Below are 17,589 nucleotides of genomic sequence, written 5' to 3'. Positions count from 1 at the left end.
GAGGTCCCTTCGTATTCATGGGTCTCAAGATCGTGCAGACGTAGCTCGTCAATCGACCTCTTCTGGTCAGCGCAGTGCGCCTTCAATGCGCTGGCGGACAAAGCTGACCTCGAAGCGCTGTTTCGCCACCGCTTGAAAATAGACCCCGACCAGGCGATCGCTGGTGGCGTCGTAGCGCAGCTCGTACGTCGAGCCGTTGTAGCCGCCGGCCTGCAGTTCGAAGGCAGCGCGCAGCGTGCCCGCCTCCCGGGAGGTTTGAGCCTTGGCAAAGGGCAGCGGACTTGGATTGAAGTACATCGCCGTGATCTCGCCGGCTGTGCCGACGTCGCGTACCAGGATGATGTAGTTGCCATCTGTCCGTTTCCATGCGCCTCTCAGCACCGCGGGATCGGCCGCCCCGGCCACGGTGCCGGCCACGGAACCTTGCGCAATTGCGAGTTGAACCGCCGCCAGCGTCAACGCCATCAACCAGAGGCGAGCGGCCGCCGCAAGGCCAGGCCGATGGAGGCCGACGCGACGGCGAGGAGCCTGCCGAATCGTCTGCGGGACGTCGTTCACTTGGTACGCTCCTGGCGCACGATGCATCGGAAGCCCAAGTGCGAGGTCGAGGTATCGACGGGCTGCGGCATGCGCGCGGCCGGCCGATAGCGCCTGCAATAGTTCGGCGCGCACAAGTGCGAACCGCCCTTCATCACCTTGCGAGGGATCGGGATGTCCGGCATGCCGGGATCGAAGCTTCGCTCCTTCGGTGCGCCGCGCGGGTTCACGGGAATGCAGCAGGCCTTGAGCTTCTCGTCCGGGTGTCGCGGCGAGTACCAGGTTTCGGTCCACTCCCAGACGTTGCCGATCATGTCGTAGAGGCCGTAGGCATTGGCCGGAAAGCTGTGCACCGGCGAAGTGCCCGTAAAGCCGTCCTCGGCCAGGTTCTGCCAGGGGAACTCGCCCTGAAAGGTGTTGGCCTGGTGGACGCCGCCCGGCACGAGTTCGCTGCCCCAGGCGTACTCGGCGCCCTCGAGCCCGCCGCGCGCGGCGAACTCCCATTCGGCCTCGGTCGCGATGGCCTTGCCGGCCCACTTTGCATAGGCCTCGACATCGCTCCAGGCCAGGTGCACCGCGGGATGATCTTCCTTGCTCGCGATGCTGCTGCCGGCACCTTGCGGCTGGCGCCAGTTGGCGCCGGCAACGAACTGCCACCACTGGAAGTGGTCGTGCAGGCTGACGCGACCGGGTGGCGCGACGAAGACCGAAGAAGCGGCCTTGAGCATCTCGGGCAGCGCCCCGGGGTAGTCCTTGGGATCTGGCGGTATCTCGCAGAACGTGACGTGACCGGTCGCCTCGACGAAGGTCCTGAACTGCGCGTTGGTCACCGGCGTCGCATCCATCCAGAAGCCGTCGACTGTCACGCGGTGCGCCGGCTTCTCTTCCGGGTAGTGGTGGTCGGAGCCCATGCGGAAGGTGCCGCCGGGGATCCACAGCATGCCGGGATGCGGCGCCGCGACAGCATCCGTCGATGAAGAGGTTTCAGTCGTCATGTGGTGATCAGAACTTGAAGCCGGCGCCAAAGTAAAGACCGCCCATCGCCACCTTGTTGAGCAGTGCATCGTCGCGCTTGTAGCTCAGGTAGCGATAGCCGAACTTCAGTGAAGTGACGGGGGAGTACTGGTAGCTGGCGCCAGCGATGGCTTGCCAACTCGAGGTCGAGCTGCCTTCGCCCACATCGAGGTAGCCCATCAACGACCACTTGTCGTTGACCGGCATGACTGCGCGCGCGCCGACGATTGCGTTCCACACCCCGCCCGATTCTTCGATCTGGCCACCGAGTCCACGCAGGCTGGGCGAGATGTCGAGGTCGGTCTTGGCGTAGACGTACCGAGCGCCGCCCAGTACGTCGACCGCCACGGGTCCATTGAGCACGCGATAGAAGCCGGCCAGCGTCGCGATGCTCTGCTCGAACTTGACGTTGTAGCCGCCCAGGAGCCCACCGGCCACCTGATTGGAGACGCCGAGCTTCACGTATTGCACGTCGAGCAGGCCGCCCCAGTTGCCCTTGCGCGCTTCGAGCGTGCCCATGGCGCCGAAATCCAGTGCACTGAGGACACTGCTGGAACTCACGGAAACGGTGTTCCCGGGCAACGGCCCGAGCTTCAGGTCGGAGCGGACGCCGGCCAGCCAGAGGTAGGGAATGAGCTCGAACTGCCACTGGTCGGAGGCAGCGATTGCGCTTTGTGCATAGGACGGCAGGCCCGCGAAAGCCGCGGCCATGCCGAAGATCGCACGGTGGAGAATGTTCGCAGTCATTGCGGCGACTGGGCCCGCAGCTCCGCAAGGCGCTGAGCAAAGGCGGACGACCATTTGTTGAAAGCGTCCTGAGCGTAGCTCCAACTGGTGAAGGAGCTGGCGTATCCGTTCATCCAGGCTTCTGCGGCCTGAGTGGCGTTCTTGTTGAGATCGGCCGCGTACTTGAGTCCGATCTGCGTGTCGGCGCATTCGCCCAGCACGGCGCCGGTGGCGCCGTCACGGAACTGGGCCTCGATACCGGTCTTTCCCAGGTAAGGCGTCGACCCGACCGGGCGCCCAGTGGCCGCGCCCGAGCCCATCTCCGCGACGAAGCCGTAGGGCACTGCGGTGCCCGCCACGCTGGCCAGCGAATTGGTCGGAACCAGCGAGGTCAGCGCCAGCCTGACGCGCAGCACGCCGGGACCCGCAACGTCGACCACCTTCACCTCGGGCGAGAGGTTCTTGACCAGCGCGCTATGGAAGTAGTCGATCAGCGTCTTGAGGTCGGTCGGGTCGATCGGGCTCTGCCCATCGGCCGGCGTGACGTAGACCTGGATGCGCTCGATCATGACCTTGTCGTAGCTTCTCCAGTGGATGCCTTGCTGCCGCCAGCAGAGAAAGCCGCCGTTGGCGGCCTGGACCTTCAGCCTGCCGGGCTCTGACAGAAAGCCGACGTTGGAGACATTGGCCAGGCTGTTGTCAGACGCCGTGACGCCCGCGTTGCCCGAGCCGGGCGCGGCGCAGCCGCTGGCAAAAAGCGCAAGTGCCGCGGCCAGGCCGCCGGCGAGCGAGGTCTGGGAGAAGCGGGATGTCAGCGCGCTCATGGTGCACCCACGACGGTGTAATAGACGCCGTTGGCGCCGTAGTAGGGCCGGAACCAGGTCGCTCCGACCTGGTAGTACTCGACGCCGTAGCGATTGACCATGACAGCGCCTGCGGGCACCGTCGCATAGCTGACGCCCATGGGATACACAGCCACCGGCCGATTGGCGCTGGCAACCGCTGCACCGGCTGCCGCCCCGACCACTGCGCCAGCGGCCACCGCGCCCGCGCAGTCGGAGCAGCCTGCGTGGTAGTAGGGCACCGCCACGGGCGCGTGATAGGGCGCGTAGCCCGCGGCGCCGTAGGCCGGGGGGTGATAGGCGCTGGCGCCGCCCGGCGTCGTGTGCACGGCGCCGTAGCCGGCCGCGCCGGTGGTGGTGCCGCCGGCCACGTTGGTGTGGCTGGTGGCGCCGTCCCAGCTGTGCGTGGTGGTTCCGCCATAGCGGTTGGTGTGCTCGGCACCGCCGAAGCCGCCTTCGGAGTGGCCGCCCATGCGGTTCGCACTGGCCCAGGCGGCGGCCGGCGCGTGGAACCCCGTGGTCATCAGCAGGCCCGCCAGCAGGGGAAGTGTCTTGAGTGTCTTGAGGGTGATCATCGTCCCGCTCCTTACTGCGCCTTGGCGGAGGCCTTGGCCGCCTTCTTCGCGGCCGACGGTGCCTTCGGCGCAGCGAAGTCGATCTTCTTCGCGTTGGCCGCATTGGCCGCCGCGAAGGCCTCGGCCGCGATCACCGGGTCCAGCTTCCAGTTCGACAGCTCGACCTGGTGACGCAACTGCAGCGGGTCGCCACGGAACATCGCGCGCATCTTGCGCGGCAGCTTGTCGTCGGCGCCGATCCATATCTGCATGAACATCTCGTTGCTGGCGATGGCGACCATCTCGGTCGTGGTGCCGCCGACCACCTTCGACTGGCCGATGTAGAAGGCCTTGGTGAGGCCCTCGGTGATCGTCTTGAACGGATCGCTGCCGACGACATCGGCAAAGGGGAAGTAGATCGCGGCGTTGTCGAAGGCCTGTTTGAGCATGGCGTCGATGGTGGACGGGGCCGGCGCGACGGCCACCAGGTTCTCGGCCGGCGCGAAGGCCGTGATCGTCTTGCCGTCGTAGTAGTACTCCGCAGGCGGTCCGTCACCCAAGGTAACGACGCGCAGTCTGTCGGGGCGTTGCAGCAGCACCTCGGACGAGGTCGCATAGGCCAGGGACGGACCCACGCTGCTCGGGCTCTCGTAGGTAGTGACGGCGGTGAAGGCCATCGACTGCGAGGCCGTCAGGCTGGCGCTCATGGCGCGCAACAAGTCCATGGCCTTGGGCTCGAGCTGGGGCGACGCCTTGACAGTAGATTTGGCCGAGGGGGTCGCAGCCCTTGCGGGCGCGGCCGTCTGGGCAGCCGCCCCAGGGCCGAGCGCAAGGGCCGCGGCGAGCAATGCCGTGCCTGCGAGCAATCTGGTCTTGGTCATTTGAGCCCTTTCAAGTTGAAGATGCGACGGCGATGCAAGATGTCACCGATCACTTCGGAAACATGAACTGCGCCTGCACCCGGATCTGCCAGTTGGCAGCGTTATCCGGCCTGACCACGTTGTAGTAGGCAGAGAGCTGCGTGTTCACCGGCAGCTTGCCAAGGTGGAAGATCTTGCCGATGCCGCCACCGAGCGGCACGGTCCATCGCTGGCTACCCTCGGCCTTCCAGTCTGCGGTGATGATCGGGGCGGTGGTGAGATAGAAGCCCCCCGGGAAGTTGTAGTTGATGAAGGGCTGGAGCAGGAAGTTGTTGTACGAGCCCCCCTGCCCGCTGCTGCTCACCGACCAGATGTTGTTGAACAGAGCGCCGTAGACCCACGGGTCGCCGTGGTCGAGGTGCAGCACGACGGCGGATGGGCCCAGGCCCCAGTTCTTGTTGCCCAGTTCAGAATTGCTGTTGGTCGGGATCTGCACCACTGGTCCGGCACCCCAGATCCATTTGCCCGGGTTCGCCGGCGACAGGAACGCGGTCAGTACCGTGTCGCCGATGCCGCTGGTGCCGCTGGTGCCCGGGCCGAGTGCCGGCATGGAGATGACCGGCAAGATCGTGCGGGTGATGATGTTCCAGTCCTTGTCGATCGAGATGGGGATCACCGGCTGGATGTTGAGGATGTTCTGCGTTCGTTTCTCCGGACCGAAATTGAGATTGGTGTTGTTCTGGAACGGCACGCTGATGAGATTGCCGACCGGGTTCTGAGCGAGCTTGGCGAGTTCCTCGGCGCTCAATTCGGCGCGTGCCGGCGTTGCCGCGAGGAACGCAACGCCCGCGGCGACACCCAGTGCCAAGGCGAACCTGTTCGGTTTCACTGCGTTCTCTGTTCTTGCGGGACGAGCAACAGGATGGCGTTCGAGGACTGACGGGCCGCTAGCGCCTGCGAACCGCTGCGCCGCCGTTAGGCCCGACGCAACCCTCGCGGTAGACGCCCTTGGCACATGTGACCTGCGCAGGCGGTGGTGGCGGCTTCTTGACCACTGCCGCACCGTTCGGGCCGGCGCAGCCTTCGCGGTACACGCCCTTCGCACAGGTGACCGCCCAGGATGACAAGGGGGCGAGACTCAAGATGCCGAACGCAGCCATTGCGGCAAATATGAAGCGCTTCATGACAATCCCTCAGGTCAATGGATGGGAGCTCAATGACCGCCACTGCCGATGCAGCAACGGCGGCCGGCATTCGCGCAGGGCGCATGTGCTACCGCGTCGGCATATCCCGCGCCGCAGCGACCGCCCGCTGCATGACCTCATGGTCCGCCTGGGAGAGTTGCTCGGGGCTGAGCTTGTAGGTCAGCTTGTTGATCGTGCCGGTGAACTTGAACGGCAGCTTGTAGCTCTCGTCGACCGGCGTGCGGGTGTCCATGCCGATGTCGAACGTTTCGTCGAGCGACATCAGGAACGGGATCGTATGGTCCATCTTCTGCTTCGAGAGCACCTTGCCATCGACAGTCAACACCCCCATGCCGCTCTTGCCCAATCCAGGACCGTCGTACTTGAAGTCGAACACGACCGTGTGCTTCCCTGGCGCGAGCGACTTTCCGAGCCAGTCCTCGGCGCCGACGCCGCCCTCGAAGCGGTAGCGCTTGAGGTTGAGCAGGTTGTAGACGAATACCGGCTTGCCCTTTTGCAGGTAGAGGCCATAGCCGCCGAAGCGCCCGCCCAGCGTCGCGATCATTCCCTCGGCGCCCGCCTTCGGCACCGTGATCTCAGCGGTGATCGTGTAGTCCTTGTTGAGGAGGCTCGGCGCGTTGCCGACCGGAATGCCGACGTTCTCGCCCGTGTAGGTGAAGACGGTGCGACCAGCGGTTGCGCTCGGGCGCGGCGTGATGATGCGCGGCAAGACCGAATTGTCCAGTGGAAGGACCTGGTATTTCTCCGCTTCTGCGAGGAACAGGGCTTGCAGTTCCTTCAGCTTGTCGGGATTCTTCGCCGCGAGGTCGTTCGCCTGCGAGTAGTCCTCGGCGATGTTGTAGAGCTCCCACTTGTACTCGTTGACCGGGGGCAGCGCCTTGGTTCCGAGAAGCCACGGCGGCGCAGGGGGCGTGGTGCAGGCGTACCAGCCGTCGTGATAGATGCCCCGGTTGGCGAACATCTCGAAGTACTGCGTGTCGCGCTTCGATTTCGCGTTCGCGTTCGCCTTGTCGAAGGTGTAGGCGATGCTCACGCCTTCGATCGGCTTCTGCTTGACCCCGTTCACCATGTCCGGTGCCTGGATGCCGGCCGCCTCGAGGATCGTCGGCACGATGTCGATCACGTGGTGGAACTGCGAGCGGACACCGCCAACATCGTTGATGTGGCCGGGCCAGGAGATCACCATGCCCTGACGCGTCCCGCCGAAGTGCGAGGCGATTTGCTTCACCCATTTGAACGGCGTGTCGAAGGCCCAGGCCCACGGCACCGCCATGTGCGGGTACGTCTGGTCGGAGCCCCAGGACTCGTAGTAGCGGAGGTACTCGACCTCCGGCAACTCGAGCACGCCGTTGGCGGCGAGCATCCAGTTCGGGGTGCCCATCAGCGTGCCTTCGGCGCTGGTTCCAGCGCCTTGCGGATGGTTGACCCAGAACCCACCGGTCCCGGTCGGCGATGGCGCATCCGGGAAGGACGTCACGTCCTTGGAGGTCCAGAAGCTGATTGCTGTGGGCGAAAGGAAGCCCGTGGTGCCCACCGAGCTCAAAGCCGAATTGGCCGTCTGGTTGGGTTGGTACGGCGGCCTCGAGGCATCGGCAAGAAAGGTCTTGATAGATACAGGGTTGGAGGTATCCGCGCCGATCTGGTACTGCTTCAGGTTGCCCACCCAACGGGGCGCGCCCCCGGGGTCGGGGCGGAAGGTGCCCATGAACACCTGGTTGGCATAGGACCCGCCGCCGCTCGTCGTGACAGGCAGACTCGCCGACGCGAACACGCTGTTGACGGCTTGCACCTCGTTGAAGATCTGGAGCAAAGCCTGGACCATCGAGTTGTAGTCGCCGGCCACGAAGGCCTTGCCGCCGCCCTGCTTCGCGGTGCTGTTCAGAATCTGGTTGTAGTCGAGCGAGGTGCCGCCGGCAGCGATCGTGTAAGTCGTGGCGTTCTGCGGGTCATTCGGATCGTTGGTGTTGAAGTTTCCTTGATAGAAGAACCGCGCCCACTCATCGATCCAGGCATTGTCGTTGGTCGTGTAGGGGCCGATGTTGGCCGTGCTGATCGGCACTTGCTGCGCAGCGGTGGCACCTGCGGCAGCAAGATCGCTGGCGCTCGTGAAGCCGGACCCGTTGTCCGGACGGCCTTGTTTCGATGCCGCGCCGATCAGGATGATGACGGTCTTCTGGCAGGACAGCGTCCCGATGTGAGGCGCGTAGGACGTCCCCGATCGCGGTCCGACGTTGCCCGTGAGCCATGCCCACGCCTCTTGCATATCGCCATCGAGCTTGGCATTGCCGGTCGCCTTGGGAATGCCCGCAGCGATCACGCTCTGAAAAGCCTGGATGCCGCCTGCATCCATCAGCGGCAGGTTGTATGGCGCCGCGCTGGGGTAGTACATCGAGCCACCCTTGTTGGAGCCCGAACCGCCGCTCATGAGCCCGATATTCAGCTTGCCAAGCAAGGCGGGCTGCGTCCTGATCGCATCGATCGCACCGTAAACCGAGCAATACACCATATCCAACAGCGTGGAGTTGGGTAGTTTTGGGGCCGACGCAGAAAAGGGGCAACTCGACGTGTAGGCCGCGTCGTTGCTCGAGGTGTTGTCGACGATGATGAGGATGTTCGGCGTCGGCCCGTTGGCCGTTCCACCATAGATGTCGATGTCATCCGCTCGGGCCGTGAAGGCGGTCAACGCGACCATGCAGGCCAGCAGCAATTTGACGAAGTGGGACGATTTCATGGCAGATGCTTCCTCGGCATTTGGCAATTTGGCAATTTGGCAATTTGGAAACTGGGGTGGACGGCTCATGTCAGTTGCATGCGCTACCGACCGCGACTCGCGTCGCCACGCCCTGGCGCACCGTGACGGCAGGCGTGGCGGAAACGGCGGCATTGGGCGGCGTCGTGCTGGCAGTGATCTCCCAGTTCGAGTTCGCGCACATCGAATCACCATTGCCCGCGCCGCCGGAGATGCCGGAGTTCTGCACGGAGCCGCTGGCGTAGCAGGGCACATCGGCCGGGTTGCCGGCGTCAAGGTCGACGGATTTGATCGGGCTCACACTGACGCACGTGGGGAGAGGATTCAGATCGACCGAATAGGTCGACCCAGCCGCCCCGCTGTTGTTGATATCGACTGTGACGGGGCTAGGCGTCGCGAGTGTCGTGAAGTCGGTGCTGATGACCTTCTCGATGGTCTCCTGGGCGGCGGCTTCCGCCTCCCTTTGAGCTTGCATGTTGCCCGCGACTTTGGAATTGACATTGCTCACCTTGATCGCGGAGACGACGATGAGCGTGAGCACCACGAGGAAGATCATCGAGACCAGCAACGTGGCCCCCGATTGCGCGCGTTTCACCGCTCCAGGCCCGATGCAAATCATGGAATTTCCCTCTGGCCAGCGGCATTGTTCAAGCGCACAACGGTGCTGTAGACGTGACGCTTGATCTGGTCCTTGAAGGGGCCGAGCGTTGGAAAAGCCAGCCCCATGTTGTAGGTTCTGGTGTCCTTCCATCCGGGAGAGCTTTCGGTGTTGCGCGCGAGCACGTGAACTCGCACCGACATCACGTTGCCCCAGTTGGTCGAGGGCACAGACCAGTCGTAGACCGGAGTCGCTGCGGTCGTCGAACAGACGGCAGCCGCGACTTCAGCGACCGGCTGCTTTGTCGCCTCATCGATGGGCGGATTGGCTGGATTGCTGGTGTAGCAATCGGGTGAACCATTGCCATCCAGGTCGACGCCGTAGTCGAGCTGAAGGTTCTCGATGCCTTCGACCAGCGGCGTGACGGTGATCGCGCCATTGACGTATTCGGCCATCTTGAGCGTCGGCGTGGTGTCGGTGCCGCACACATTGCAGGTGCTGACGAAATACAGGTGCTGGACGACCTTGCGAACGGGGGCGAGTTTGCTCGACACGCAATCCTTGGTCATGAGATTGAAACTCGACGCGCTGGCGCCGCTGGCAATCACGAAAGGCTGTGTGTCCGTGGCACAGGTAGACACCTGCAGATAGGTCTCGGCGGCCGCGACGTTGGCTGGAGTGACTGCCGTCGTGCTCACGCGGGTGACGATCAGCATGGCCGTATTCGCCATGACGTTGCTGATGCACGTGGGCGTCGTGCTCACGTTGTAAAGCTGCAGTGGAATGGTTGATATGCCGGGGCGCGCGACGGCCGTATAGCCGAGGTTGGCCATCGTCAAGGGACACGTGACCGGCAGGGCGAAGTTGTACGAGCTGCCGGCGGTCTGGCCGATGAAGCCGGCGAGCTCGATGTCGTTGGTCAGAAGCTCGATCGCGTAGCGTCCGTTCTCGATTTTGCGAGACGCCTTGTCGAGCTCCGAGCGTGAGGTGACCGTCGTGACGATGAGGCTGATGAGCCCGATCATCAGGAACAGGCCCAGCGTCATGGCCACCATCAGTTCGACCAGCGTGAAGCCTCCGCTGTAGCGTGGCGGCCGTGACCGCTTGTGCATTCTCATGACAAGGTTCCAATCCGAACCTTGGTGGTCACGACGCGATGACGCTTTTCACTCCCGTAGGCGCCGCTCCCGCATGGGAACGCGGCTCCATTGCTCAGAGGCGCAGAGGTGTCCACGAGACCCTGCCAGGAAACCGCGATCAGGTAAACGTTGTTCGTCGGGTCGTCGAGCGTGACACAACCGACCGCACCGATCATGGTTCCGATCTGGACGTTGTTACCTGACGAATCCTTAACCGTCTCGGACTGGCCCTGGATCATGTTGCGCCAAGCGGTGAGATCGGCTACGGCCTGGGTCTGCTGCTGGGCAGTGCCTGCGGTGCAGGCCGGGACCGTCGAAATCGAAGAACTCAGTTGAATCCCGGCCGTGCCGTTCGAATAGCAGCTCGCAACCTTGCGGTTCGCGTTCAATCGCCCGGCCATGTCCTGCACGAGCTGGACCGCCTGGGTGCGCTGGTAGGACTCCAGCTCCGACAGATTGGCGCGGCTGCTGATGCCCGCCAGGCCGAGCAGGCCAAACAGGAGAATGACGAGCGAGACCAGAATCTCGATCAGCGCCGCCCCGCGCTGAAGTCCATGTCGGCGCGGACGTTGTTCTGCGATTTTTGACTTCATCAAGGGCAAGCTCCCACACTGCTGCTCGGCACGCCACTCAGGCCGATGGAGATGAAACGGCAACTCACACCGCTGATCGCCACGGAAGGGGCAACGGTGAATTTCGTATTCGCGGTGACCGCGCGGCCGTCCTTGCCGTATGAGACGGCACCCAGGGAGGCCGAGTCGGTGATCGACAGTCCGCTGTAGGCTTCCTGGTTCTGGATCACCGGCGCCGTGCCGTCGGTCACCGTCCACCCCTTGTCCCAGGACGTACTGCCTTTCGTGAACGACACGGTTCTGGCACGGGTGATCGCTTCGCTACGCGCCAGGGTCAACGAGGCCATCATGTCGAAGGACGCGTTGCGTAAACGCTGGTTGATCACAAATGAACGAAACGACGGAAGCGCGACGCCCACCAGAACCGCCAGCACCACCACGGTGGTAATCAGTTCGATCAGTGTGAAGCCGGTGACGTGGCGCCGCGCCGAACTGCGGCTTACCAGCATCCTTGAACCCCCGTCTGATTTCCAAGCGCCTTCTTCAGTCCCGTGTCATCGATGCTCAACGTCCCGCACTGGGTGTCTCTGGCGAGTTGACTGTTGATCGGAGTCGCCGTCACCGTGAATCCCGGCGGCGTGGCACCGGTCGGGTTGGTATCGATCTGGTAGTTGGCAGAAACGTTGGAAGGCAGGGTCAGATTCAGCTGCGCCCAAGTCGCGTACTGCCGCGCATCCAACATGTAGCGCTGCTGACGATTGGTGACTTCCAGCATGTATCCCATCGCAGCCGCGCGATTGGAGCGCACGATGTACCTGGTGTACGAGGGATAGGCGATCGCTGCCAGGATGGCAACGATGGCGACCGTCACCATCAGCTCTATCAATGTGAAGCCTCGTAGCGAACCTGGTCCAGCAGCACGTCGACCCAAGCGCGCTATCAACCAGGGCGCATTTGGCGACGTCTTCATCGTCTGATGTCTGGGGGCATCCCGCTTCACCACGGCCTGCGGCGACCGCCGATACACGAGCTCCACCCGGTCATCATCGTAATACCGTGCATCCCGGCCACGATGGTCGACAGCGTCACTGACGGCAACAAGAACCGGGTGACGATCCACAACTTTCGTCGGCGACGGCCCGCACGGCAGGAAACCTGCAAATCCACACATCCAACTACTCCTGCTTGAAGGTCGGCAGGCGTTTCGGAAGCGACGCAGATGCGGGGGGCTGCGATCTGTGGGCCGCCCTGCAAGGCGGACGACGAGTGAACCCCGTGTCTGGCTCCGTCGTGCGCCTGCACGAGGGTCAGCCACGGGTTTTGGGCAGCTGTGCGCGCATTATCACCACAGCACTTGCCACACGACTCGCTCGCAGCGACGGGCGCCGGTAGTTTTTAACGCAAAGCCCTTTTGGATTCCTAGCGCGAGCGACTGGTGATCTCTGAAGCGACCTCTACCAGGCGACGACTCTCGCTGCGAGCCATGACACGCAGCGCAGAGAACGCCTGATCGATTGTCCGTTGGTGGCGTTCAGCGAGCATGCCAACCGCCGCGCTGATTTCGCGGCCGTCGGTGAGTGCCAGCACGAGCTTGTCCTCTCTGGCTTGCCCCACCTCTGCCGCGTACAGAGCAGTGCGCACGAGCGGAATGAGTTGATCGCCACTGATGGGCTTGACGAGGTAGGCGTAGGGGTGTGATGGATCGCTCTGGCGACGAACTCAGGTCTACCATGTGCCGTCAGAAAAACGATCGGCGCGTCTATCTTTTGCTGGCGAAGAACGCCGGCGCATTCGATGCCGTCCATGCCGGGCAGTCCGACATCCATGAGAACGAGCGCCGTAGTGCGCTTGGTCGCCGCATCGACGGCTCCATCGGCGTTCGGCACGGCGATCACGTCATGGTCATCGGCCCGCTGGAGCGTGAGGAAGACATGTCTGACGAGCGGGTCGTCTTCGACGATGAGAATGTGGGCCATGGTCAACTTGATCCGCCCGGGCCCATCGGGCGCAAGAATATCGTCATGATCATCTCCTGTTGGGTACTCCTCTGCGTCACCTCGGCGATGCCCTCCGACAAGGTCGACAAGAGGCTCAAACCGATGCCTAGCCCCTGGCCGCTTTTCCAGTCCATGGTGGCCGCTGATGAGACGCGATTTGTGACGGCAACGTAGCCGCAATGCTGAGCGCCCATCCCGATGGCCACACGGACGGGCGCGGCCACACCGTGCTTGATTGCGTTGATGATCATCTTGGTCGTCATCAAGGCGACAGGAAGGGCCTGATCCGGAGGCAATACCGCCTCCGGCAACTTGTAGTCTTCTGTCAGCGCCAACTGGGGCCCGCGGAAACCCTGCACGCACCAACTTCAGCTGTGTGCGCACCAACTCGCCGAGCGCGATGCCGATGCTGCCATGCTGCGCCTGCAATCCATGGATGCCGACCAGAGCCAGAACGTGACCGTGTAGCGTCTCAAGGGCCCCGGACATGACTGGATCCTTGTCCGCAGCACGGCGATGGGTCTCGAAGAGACCGTGGTTCTTGATGCGATGGTGAACTTCGCCGATCGGCGCGGCCTTCTGTGACTGCAGCGAGGCGATGCGAGTCTCTCTCTGCGTCACCTGACGCCGCAATTCGGCCCGCCATGCGAGGGCGATCGCCAGCAGCCTCAGTGCCGCGGCGGCACCGCAGACGGCCAGCAGAAGCCGCGTGGCGGCTGCACGGGCTGCCACATCGTCAACCAGCGCAGCGATGCGCGAAGATTGGTAGGTCTTCCGTGAGGGACAGCGTGCAAAAAGTGCGGGAAGAAATGTTTGGGCACAAAGTGCGCATCGTGCGGCAGGAAGGCGCCGGAGTTCTTTGGCTAAGCAGCCTCCATCTCCCACTCGCTGTCGACGTAGCACCGTTCGTTTTCAGTATTGCCAGGCCATGGCGTTGGCCTCTCTCGAGGCCGCAGCGTCTCGTTGAGAACTGCGGCACGAACCTGGACAGGGAGATGAGCGCCTTGGTTTTCGACACTCTTCAGTGGCACAAACCGCATGCTCGGGCGGCCCACGGCCTCACAGATTGCCTGCGCATCGGCCGCATCGATCTTATTGGACTTCACGTAGGGTTTGACGAACTGCGGGGCCATCAATTTGACTGTGTGGCCCAGGGTCTGCAACTTGCGCGCCCAATGGTGTGCGCTGCCGCACGCTTCCATTCCGATCAGGCACGGTGGCAAGTTGGCAAAGAACTCAACCACCTGTTGCCGCTTGAGCTGCTTGTTCATGACAGCTCTACCGTGCTCATCCACCCCATGGACCTGGAACACGTTCTTCGCCAGGTCGATGCCAATCGTCGTGATCTTCATGGTGGCTGCCTCTGCTCGTGTGGTTGAACATGCCCCCCAATGTCGCATGTTGCGATTCAGGTGAGGCGGGGGCGTCCATTCCATTACTTCACGACACCTGAAGCGTTGCCGCGACACGCTCGTGCCGCTGTTGGCCGAGCTTCCGGGCGTGCAAGTGGCGTCAGCTAAAGTCGGCAGGTATGCCTTCTTCCGGCTCGAAGGCTTCAACGATTCGCTCGAGGTCGCAAGGCGGCTGGTGGCCGAGGCTGGCCTGGGGTTGGCGCCAGGCAATGCCTTCGCGCCCGAGGCGCGGGACTGGCTGCGCTGGTGCTTCGCATCAAAGGATCCGCAGCGACTCGCGAAGGACGCGGAACGGCGGCGAGACTGGCTCACGGCGAAAAAAAATGTTCCGCGGCCGGTTGGCTAAAGATCCGGTTGGATGACTGAACCGCCCCCGCGGCGGTGGCGCTATGCACTCGCGAGGCGGCTGCTCACTGAGGCCGCGTGGAGCCGCCGGCAGCTGAGTCGGCGACTTGCGCGACCGAAGAGAGCTGGCGGGATTCGTATGGGTTATTCGCCGATCCCGAATCGCTGGAAGAGTGCCGATTTCAGTCGCTTGATTTCCACCATCGCGTCTGTTTTGGGGGCTTGCTGCCCCGACAAGACCGCGGCGGCCTCGGCCGCAGCGTCCCTGGCAACACGAGCATTCAGCGAGCATCGAATCAATTCGCGCTTCCGATCCTCTGGATTGATGGTAGCGAAGTTTTTCATGAGCGTTTCTGCAACTTCAAGTGCTGCGACCGCCGCAGACAGCGTCATGTGGATGCCAGCGCGCACCCGATTGCCGTAATCGGTCTCTTCCTCCACAGTCAACTCTTTCCGTTTCTCGTCGGGAGAAAGCACGCCGATGTTGGTTGGGGCGAAGTACGGCACAGCTTGGACGCCGTGCTGTCGCGCCAAGATCACTTCCTGGAGCGCGACTCTGACCGTCTCAACTGTCTCTAGGTCTGGGGTTTGCATAGCTGATCTCATTCACCTCAGGAAGCGGGATCTGAAAGTACGAGTGCCGCGCGATATGCGGCGCGACCTGCGGTCTTGGCGTCGGACGCCAGCCTCTTCCACTGGCGTTCGGGCTCGAGGAGCGTTTGGTCGGGCGGTTGCTCTATCAGTGAATGGCAGACCGCAAGCATTGCCATGGATGACATCAGGCAAGAGTGAATCGCCGCCAACTCCGGGCGTTTTCGATCGCTCGCCGTCTCTTCCTCCCGCACGCGCGCCTCCTCGGCCGGAGAAAGCGAAAGCAGATCAGTCTGGGTCGCGAAGCTGAAGCCTGGCTCGCTTTCCAAGACGTGATGCATCGCCAACTCGACTGCATCAACCGCGCGTTCCAATGATTGCAATGAGTCTAAAGTTCTATGCGTCGCGCTCCCGATTCTGTTCTGCAGCTGCAAGTAATAGAGCTGCGAAGTCTGAGTGTTACATATTCCCATTTTTGCCAGTGTCTCGCATCCACCAGACGCGCGATGTAGGCCCACTTCCCGACACGGCGCAGGTTGGCGACGCGACAGAAATTCAGAAATTCGAACGCGGGCGACAACACCCTGGATCTGGTGCTGGCGGTGCTCCATTAGCAAACCGTCAGTTATTGCAGCGGAATCAAATGGGCCCCCGGTCGATGCTCTCGCGCCAGGGGACACGGCAATGTTGACGGTCGCACAGACTGCGCCCGCCGCCTTGCTGCCTGTCACCGTGTAATCGGCGACGGCGCTTGGGCCTTCGGGCGCCGCCGCACGCACCCAAGCGCAGCCGGACCAGGATGCTCAAACCCCACGCGGGAAAGCGCATGGCGAAACTTGCCAAGCGAACTCCCTGATGGAAATCACCGATCAATGTGATGCGACTCCGGCAAGGCGCATGCTTGCGTGAACTCCTTGCGTAAGACTGCAGCCTGCAGGCGTCAAATCGACTGGCGAAGCCTCCAAAATCTGGACCCAACTCGGCGCGAAGACCCTCGATGGCCGCGGTGTTCGCACCGCCCGCCCTTTTCGATGTTGATCTTCTCCAGCACGCCGTAACTCGATGCCACAGGGATTGCCTGCCGAAACACAGCACTGGCAGGATTTTGATCGATCACCGACAAACGGTAGCGTAATCGACGAACATGTCACGCTCGGTCATCATCTGTCTGCACCTTCCGGGCCCCGTTCAAGTTCGCCGCGTCAAAGCACAAAGTCGAGCCCTCGGCCATCCAATTGGAGCAACTGGACGTGGCAACGTTGATAGCGGCAACTCAGCCCAGAAGCGCACCGTCCGCCTGGCGGCCATTCGAACATTCTTTCGCTTCCTCCAACATCGCAAACCGGCAGCGCTCGAACAGATAGGCCGGGTCCTTGTGATGACGTTCATGCGGACCGTTACGCGGCCGGTCACACACGATGCCGCCTTTAGCCGTATGCGCCAGGCCTGCGGGTATGGGAGTACGGACCTGCGTAGGTCACGACCTTCTTAATCAAGGCTCGATTGAGCCCATCAGTTTGTGACATGCTATCTGGAGTATCCACGCATCGATGTGGCTCAGGGCGTCTTCGCCGATGCCGAACTCGCCTACATTTAGTCCAAGCAGCAGCCTCATCGCATAGCACGAGTCCACGAGCTTCGAAGCGCGCCACTCGGATTTCCGGCAACTGTCCGCCTGCTTCCGAATCAACTCGACGAGCGAGTTGCAGTCTTCGAGCAGCTTCAACGCTCGATCGGAGACATGGCCCGTCGCCGCAAGCCGTGCGGACAGGTTCTGACGCATTCGCAACGCGAGATCTAATGCCAGTGATTCAATTCTTTCGATCAGAGCGACCGGGTTGTTGAAGGTCACATTTCGGCCCTCCGAAGGTTGGAGACGGGCTCAAACTCTTGGGGCATTTCCTTTGAGGTCTGGCTATTGCCCGCACGCTGCAGGACATCGCATTGCCGAGGGGGTGGACGACCGTATCGGCCATAGCCGCTTGCGCGCCTGTCGGAAAGAGGCGGCGGCTTTCGAGTAGGTCGCAGAGGCAGTCGATGCTGAATGTGCGAGCATGAGGAGACGCACAGCGTCTCAGCAAGAGGCGCCGAAGAAAAGACTACCTGACTCTGGCGTATTCCGAACAAGAATCTCCAGCTCGGCCGAATATGCAACACTTCTACTTTGCCGGGGGATATGAAATTTGAACTTGGCGTTGACACAAGAAACCGCCACAGATTAAGAATACAGCGATTCAGGGGCGAGCTGTACATGAGCTTCGAGCTTGGCGGCAACTGGAAGGCGACGGCGAGCGATTCGCGTCGGCGGCTGTCTGAACAGAGTGCCTTGGAGCACCGCTCACCCTGAAGCGGCGCGCCATCATGCAGCAATCGAAGCAATGCGATGCTGCGGCTTCAGATGCTGGCAGACACTCACCCCTTCATGCCGCATCGCTAGGCGGATTCGGA

18 protein-coding genes and 3 pseudogenes are annotated in these 17,589 nt (G+C 62.7%); 1 reads left to right on the top strand and 20 read right to left on the bottom strand.

The annotated features are described in order from the left end of the window. Nucleotides 1-66: 66 nt before the first annotated feature. The 17 genes and pseudogenes from BLW05_RS36310 to BLW05_RS21720 form a co-directional block, all read right to left on the bottom strand. Nucleotides 67-558, bottom strand: a complete 492-nt coding sequence (locus BLW05_RS36310) for a hypothetical protein (protein ID WP_218135205.1) — start codon at nucleotides 556-558, stop codon at nucleotides 67-69. Further along, nucleotides 555-1,532 carry a formylglycine-generating enzyme family protein gene (locus BLW05_RS21795; RefSeq protein ID WP_093165640.1) on the bottom strand — a complete coding sequence of 326 codons (978 nt, stop codon included), beginning with the start codon at nucleotides 1,530-1,532 and terminating at the stop codon, nucleotides 555-557. The genes BLW05_RS36310 and BLW05_RS21795 overlap by 4 nt, the downstream gene beginning before the upstream one ends. A 7-nt stretch (nucleotides 1,533-1,539) precedes the next feature. Continuing rightward, the gene (locus BLW05_RS21790; RefSeq protein WP_093165639.1) at nucleotides 1,540-2,298 is read right to left on the bottom strand and encodes a hypothetical protein; all 759 of its coding nucleotides are present in this window, start codon (nucleotides 2,296-2,298) and stop codon (nucleotides 1,540-1,542) included. After that, nucleotides 2,295-3,101: a DUF3313 domain-containing protein gene (locus BLW05_RS21785; RefSeq protein WP_093165638.1), complete on the bottom strand. Its 807-nt coding sequence runs from the start codon at nucleotides 3,099-3,101 to the stop codon at nucleotides 2,295-2,297. Before BLW05_RS21785 ends, BLW05_RS21790 begins: the two co-directional genes overlap by 4 nt. Continuing rightward, a complete protein-coding gene (locus tag BLW05_RS21780) occupies nucleotides 3,098-3,694 on the bottom strand; it encodes a hypothetical protein (protein WP_093165637.1) in 597 nt (198 codons plus the stop codon). The genes BLW05_RS21785 and BLW05_RS21780 overlap by 4 nt, the downstream gene beginning before the upstream one ends. 11 nt (nucleotides 3,695-3,705) lie before the next feature. After that, on the bottom strand, nucleotides 3,706-4,554 hold the full coding sequence (locus BLW05_RS21775) for a DUF2092 domain-containing protein (RefSeq protein ID WP_093165636.1): 849 nt from the start codon (nucleotides 4,552-4,554) through the stop codon (nucleotides 3,706-3,708). A gap of 49 nt (nucleotides 4,555-4,603) precedes the next feature. Then, nucleotides 4,604-5,422 (bottom strand): transporter, encoded by an 819-nt coding sequence (locus tag BLW05_RS21770; RefSeq protein ID WP_218135204.1) that lies wholly within the window; start codon nucleotides 5,420-5,422, stop codon nucleotides 4,604-4,606. A gap of 383 nt (nucleotides 5,423-5,805) precedes the next feature. Then, on the bottom strand, nucleotides 5,806-8,469 hold the full coding sequence (locus tag BLW05_RS36305) for a sulfatase-like hydrolase/transferase (protein WP_218135203.1): 2,664 nt from the start codon (nucleotides 8,467-8,469) through the stop codon (nucleotides 5,806-5,808). A gap of 70 nt (nucleotides 8,470-8,539) precedes the next feature. Beyond that, nucleotides 8,540-9,043 carry a pilus assembly protein gene (locus tag BLW05_RS21755; RefSeq protein WP_143044891.1) on the bottom strand — a complete coding sequence of 168 codons (504 nt, stop codon included), beginning with the start codon at nucleotides 9,041-9,043 and terminating at the stop codon, nucleotides 8,540-8,542. 59 nt (nucleotides 9,044-9,102) lie between these two features. Further along, nucleotides 9,103-10,203 (bottom strand): PilW family protein, encoded by a 1,101-nt coding sequence (locus BLW05_RS21750; RefSeq protein ID WP_093165740.1) that lies wholly within the window; start codon nucleotides 10,201-10,203, stop codon nucleotides 9,103-9,105. After that, nucleotides 10,200-10,817, bottom strand: a complete 618-nt coding sequence (gene pilV / locus BLW05_RS21745; protein WP_093165633.1) for a type IV pilus modification protein PilV — start codon at nucleotides 10,815-10,817, stop codon at nucleotides 10,200-10,202. The genes BLW05_RS21750 and pilV overlap by 4 nt, the downstream gene beginning before the upstream one ends. Beyond that, nucleotides 10,817-11,305, bottom strand: coding sequence for a GspH/FimT family pseudopilin (locus tag BLW05_RS21740; RefSeq protein WP_093165739.1), 489 nt, complete (start codon nucleotides 11,303-11,305; stop codon nucleotides 10,817-10,819). Before BLW05_RS21740 ends, pilV begins: the two co-directional genes overlap by 1 nt. After that, on the bottom strand, nucleotides 11,296-11,967 hold the full coding sequence (locus tag BLW05_RS36850) for a type IV pilin protein (protein ID WP_371126958.1): 672 nt from the start codon (nucleotides 11,965-11,967) through the stop codon (nucleotides 11,296-11,298). The genes BLW05_RS21740 and BLW05_RS36850 overlap by 10 nt, the downstream gene beginning before the upstream one ends. 248 nt (nucleotides 11,968-12,215) lie before the next feature. Continuing rightward, nucleotides 12,216-12,383 carry an ANTAR domain-containing protein gene (locus BLW05_RS36530; RefSeq protein WP_256330433.1) on the bottom strand — a complete coding sequence of 56 codons (168 nt, stop codon included), beginning with the start codon at nucleotides 12,381-12,383 and terminating at the stop codon, nucleotides 12,216-12,218. A gap of 170 nt (nucleotides 12,384-12,553) precedes the next feature. Beyond that, nucleotides 12,554-12,772, bottom strand: a pseudogene (locus BLW05_RS36845) (response regulator); the annotation flags it as partial. Between the two features lie 2 nt (nucleotides 12,773-12,774). Next, nucleotides 12,775-13,152, bottom strand: coding sequence for a hypothetical protein (locus tag BLW05_RS36840; protein ID WP_177142762.1), 378 nt, complete (start codon nucleotides 13,150-13,152; stop codon nucleotides 12,775-12,777). A gap of 645 nt (nucleotides 13,153-13,797) precedes the next feature. Further along, nucleotides 13,798-14,145: pseudogene (locus tag BLW05_RS21720) on the bottom strand (transposase); the annotation flags it as partial. A 94-nt stretch (nucleotides 14,146-14,239) separates the two neighbouring features. Between BLW05_RS21720 and BLW05_RS21715 the strand changes: the two are divergent. Next, a pseudogene (locus tag BLW05_RS21715) lies at nucleotides 14,240-14,551 on the top strand (pyridoxal phosphate-dependent aminotransferase); the annotation flags it as partial. Between the two features lie 143 nt (nucleotides 14,552-14,694). Here BLW05_RS21715 and BLW05_RS21710 read toward each other — a convergent pair. From BLW05_RS21710 to BLW05_RS21700, 3 genes are all read right to left on the bottom strand, one after another. Further along, on the bottom strand, nucleotides 14,695-15,144 hold the full coding sequence (locus tag BLW05_RS21710; RefSeq protein WP_093165631.1) for a hypothetical protein: 450 nt from the start codon (nucleotides 15,142-15,144) through the stop codon (nucleotides 14,695-14,697). Between the two features lie 17 nt (nucleotides 15,145-15,161). Further along, nucleotides 15,162-15,482, bottom strand: coding sequence for a hypothetical protein (locus BLW05_RS21705; protein WP_143044888.1), 321 nt, complete (start codon nucleotides 15,480-15,482; stop codon nucleotides 15,162-15,164). Nucleotides 15,483-16,633: 1,151 nt separating this feature from the next. Continuing rightward, complete coding sequence (locus BLW05_RS21700; RefSeq protein ID WP_143044887.1) at nucleotides 16,634-16,993, bottom strand: hypothetical protein; 360 nt, start codon at nucleotides 16,991-16,993, stop codon at nucleotides 16,634-16,636. Between the last annotated feature and the right edge of the window lie 596 nt (nucleotides 16,994-17,589).

The sequence above is a fragment of the Variovorax sp. YR216 genome (assembly GCF_900107745.1).
Classification (GTDB): Bacteria; Pseudomonadota; Gammaproteobacteria; order Burkholderiales; family Burkholderiaceae_C; genus Variovorax.
Note: the sequence above shows the minus strand (reverse complement) of the source record. Positions and strands in the feature narration are given on the sequence as shown.

Coding starts and splice junctions, on each gene's coding strand:
- BLW05_RS21740 (WP_093165739.1), bottom strand. CDS start 11,305: ATGCTGGTAAGCCGCAGTTCGGCGCGGCGCCACGTCACCGGCTTCACA.
- BLW05_RS21705 (WP_143044888.1), bottom strand. CDS start 15,482: ATGCATCACGTCTTGGAAAGCGAGCCAGGCTTCAGCTTCGCGACCCAG.
- BLW05_RS21785 (WP_093165638.1), bottom strand. CDS start 3,101: ATGAGCGCGCTGACATCCCGCTTCTCCCAGACCTCGCTCGCCGGCGGC.
- BLW05_RS21755 (WP_143044891.1), bottom strand. CDS start 9,043: ATGATCTTCCTCGTGGTGCTCACGCTCATCGTCGTCTCCGCGATCAAG.
- BLW05_RS36850 (WP_371126958.1), bottom strand. CDS start 11,967: ATGTGTGGATTTGCAGGTTTCCTGCCGTGCGGGCCGTCGCCGACGAAA.
- BLW05_RS21710 (WP_093165631.1), bottom strand. CDS start 15,144: ATGCAAACCCCAGACCTAGAGACAGTTGAGACGGTCAGAGTCGCGCTC.
- BLW05_RS21750 (WP_093165740.1), bottom strand. CDS start 10,203: ATGAGAATGCACAAGCGGTCACGGCCGCCACGCTACAGCGGAGGCTTC.
- BLW05_RS21790 (WP_093165639.1), bottom strand. CDS start 2,298: ATGACTGCGAACATTCTCCACCGTGCGATCTTCGGCATGGCCGCGGCT.
- BLW05_RS21775 (WP_093165636.1), bottom strand. CDS start 4,554: ATGACCAAGACCAGATTGCTCGCAGGCACGGCATTGCTCGCCGCGGCC.
- BLW05_RS21780 (WP_093165637.1), bottom strand. CDS start 3,694: ATGATCACCCTCAAGACACTCAAGACACTTCCCCTGCTGGCGGGCCTG.
- BLW05_RS36305 (WP_218135203.1), bottom strand. CDS start 8,469: ATGAAATCGTCCCACTTCGTCAAATTGCTGCTGGCCTGCATGGTCGCG.
- BLW05_RS21795 (WP_093165640.1), bottom strand. CDS start 1,532: ATGACGACTGAAACCTCTTCATCGACGGATGCTGTCGCGGCGCCGCAT.
- pilV (WP_093165633.1), bottom strand. CDS start 10,817: ATGAAGTCAAAAATCGCAGAACAACGTCCGCGCCGACATGGACTTCAG.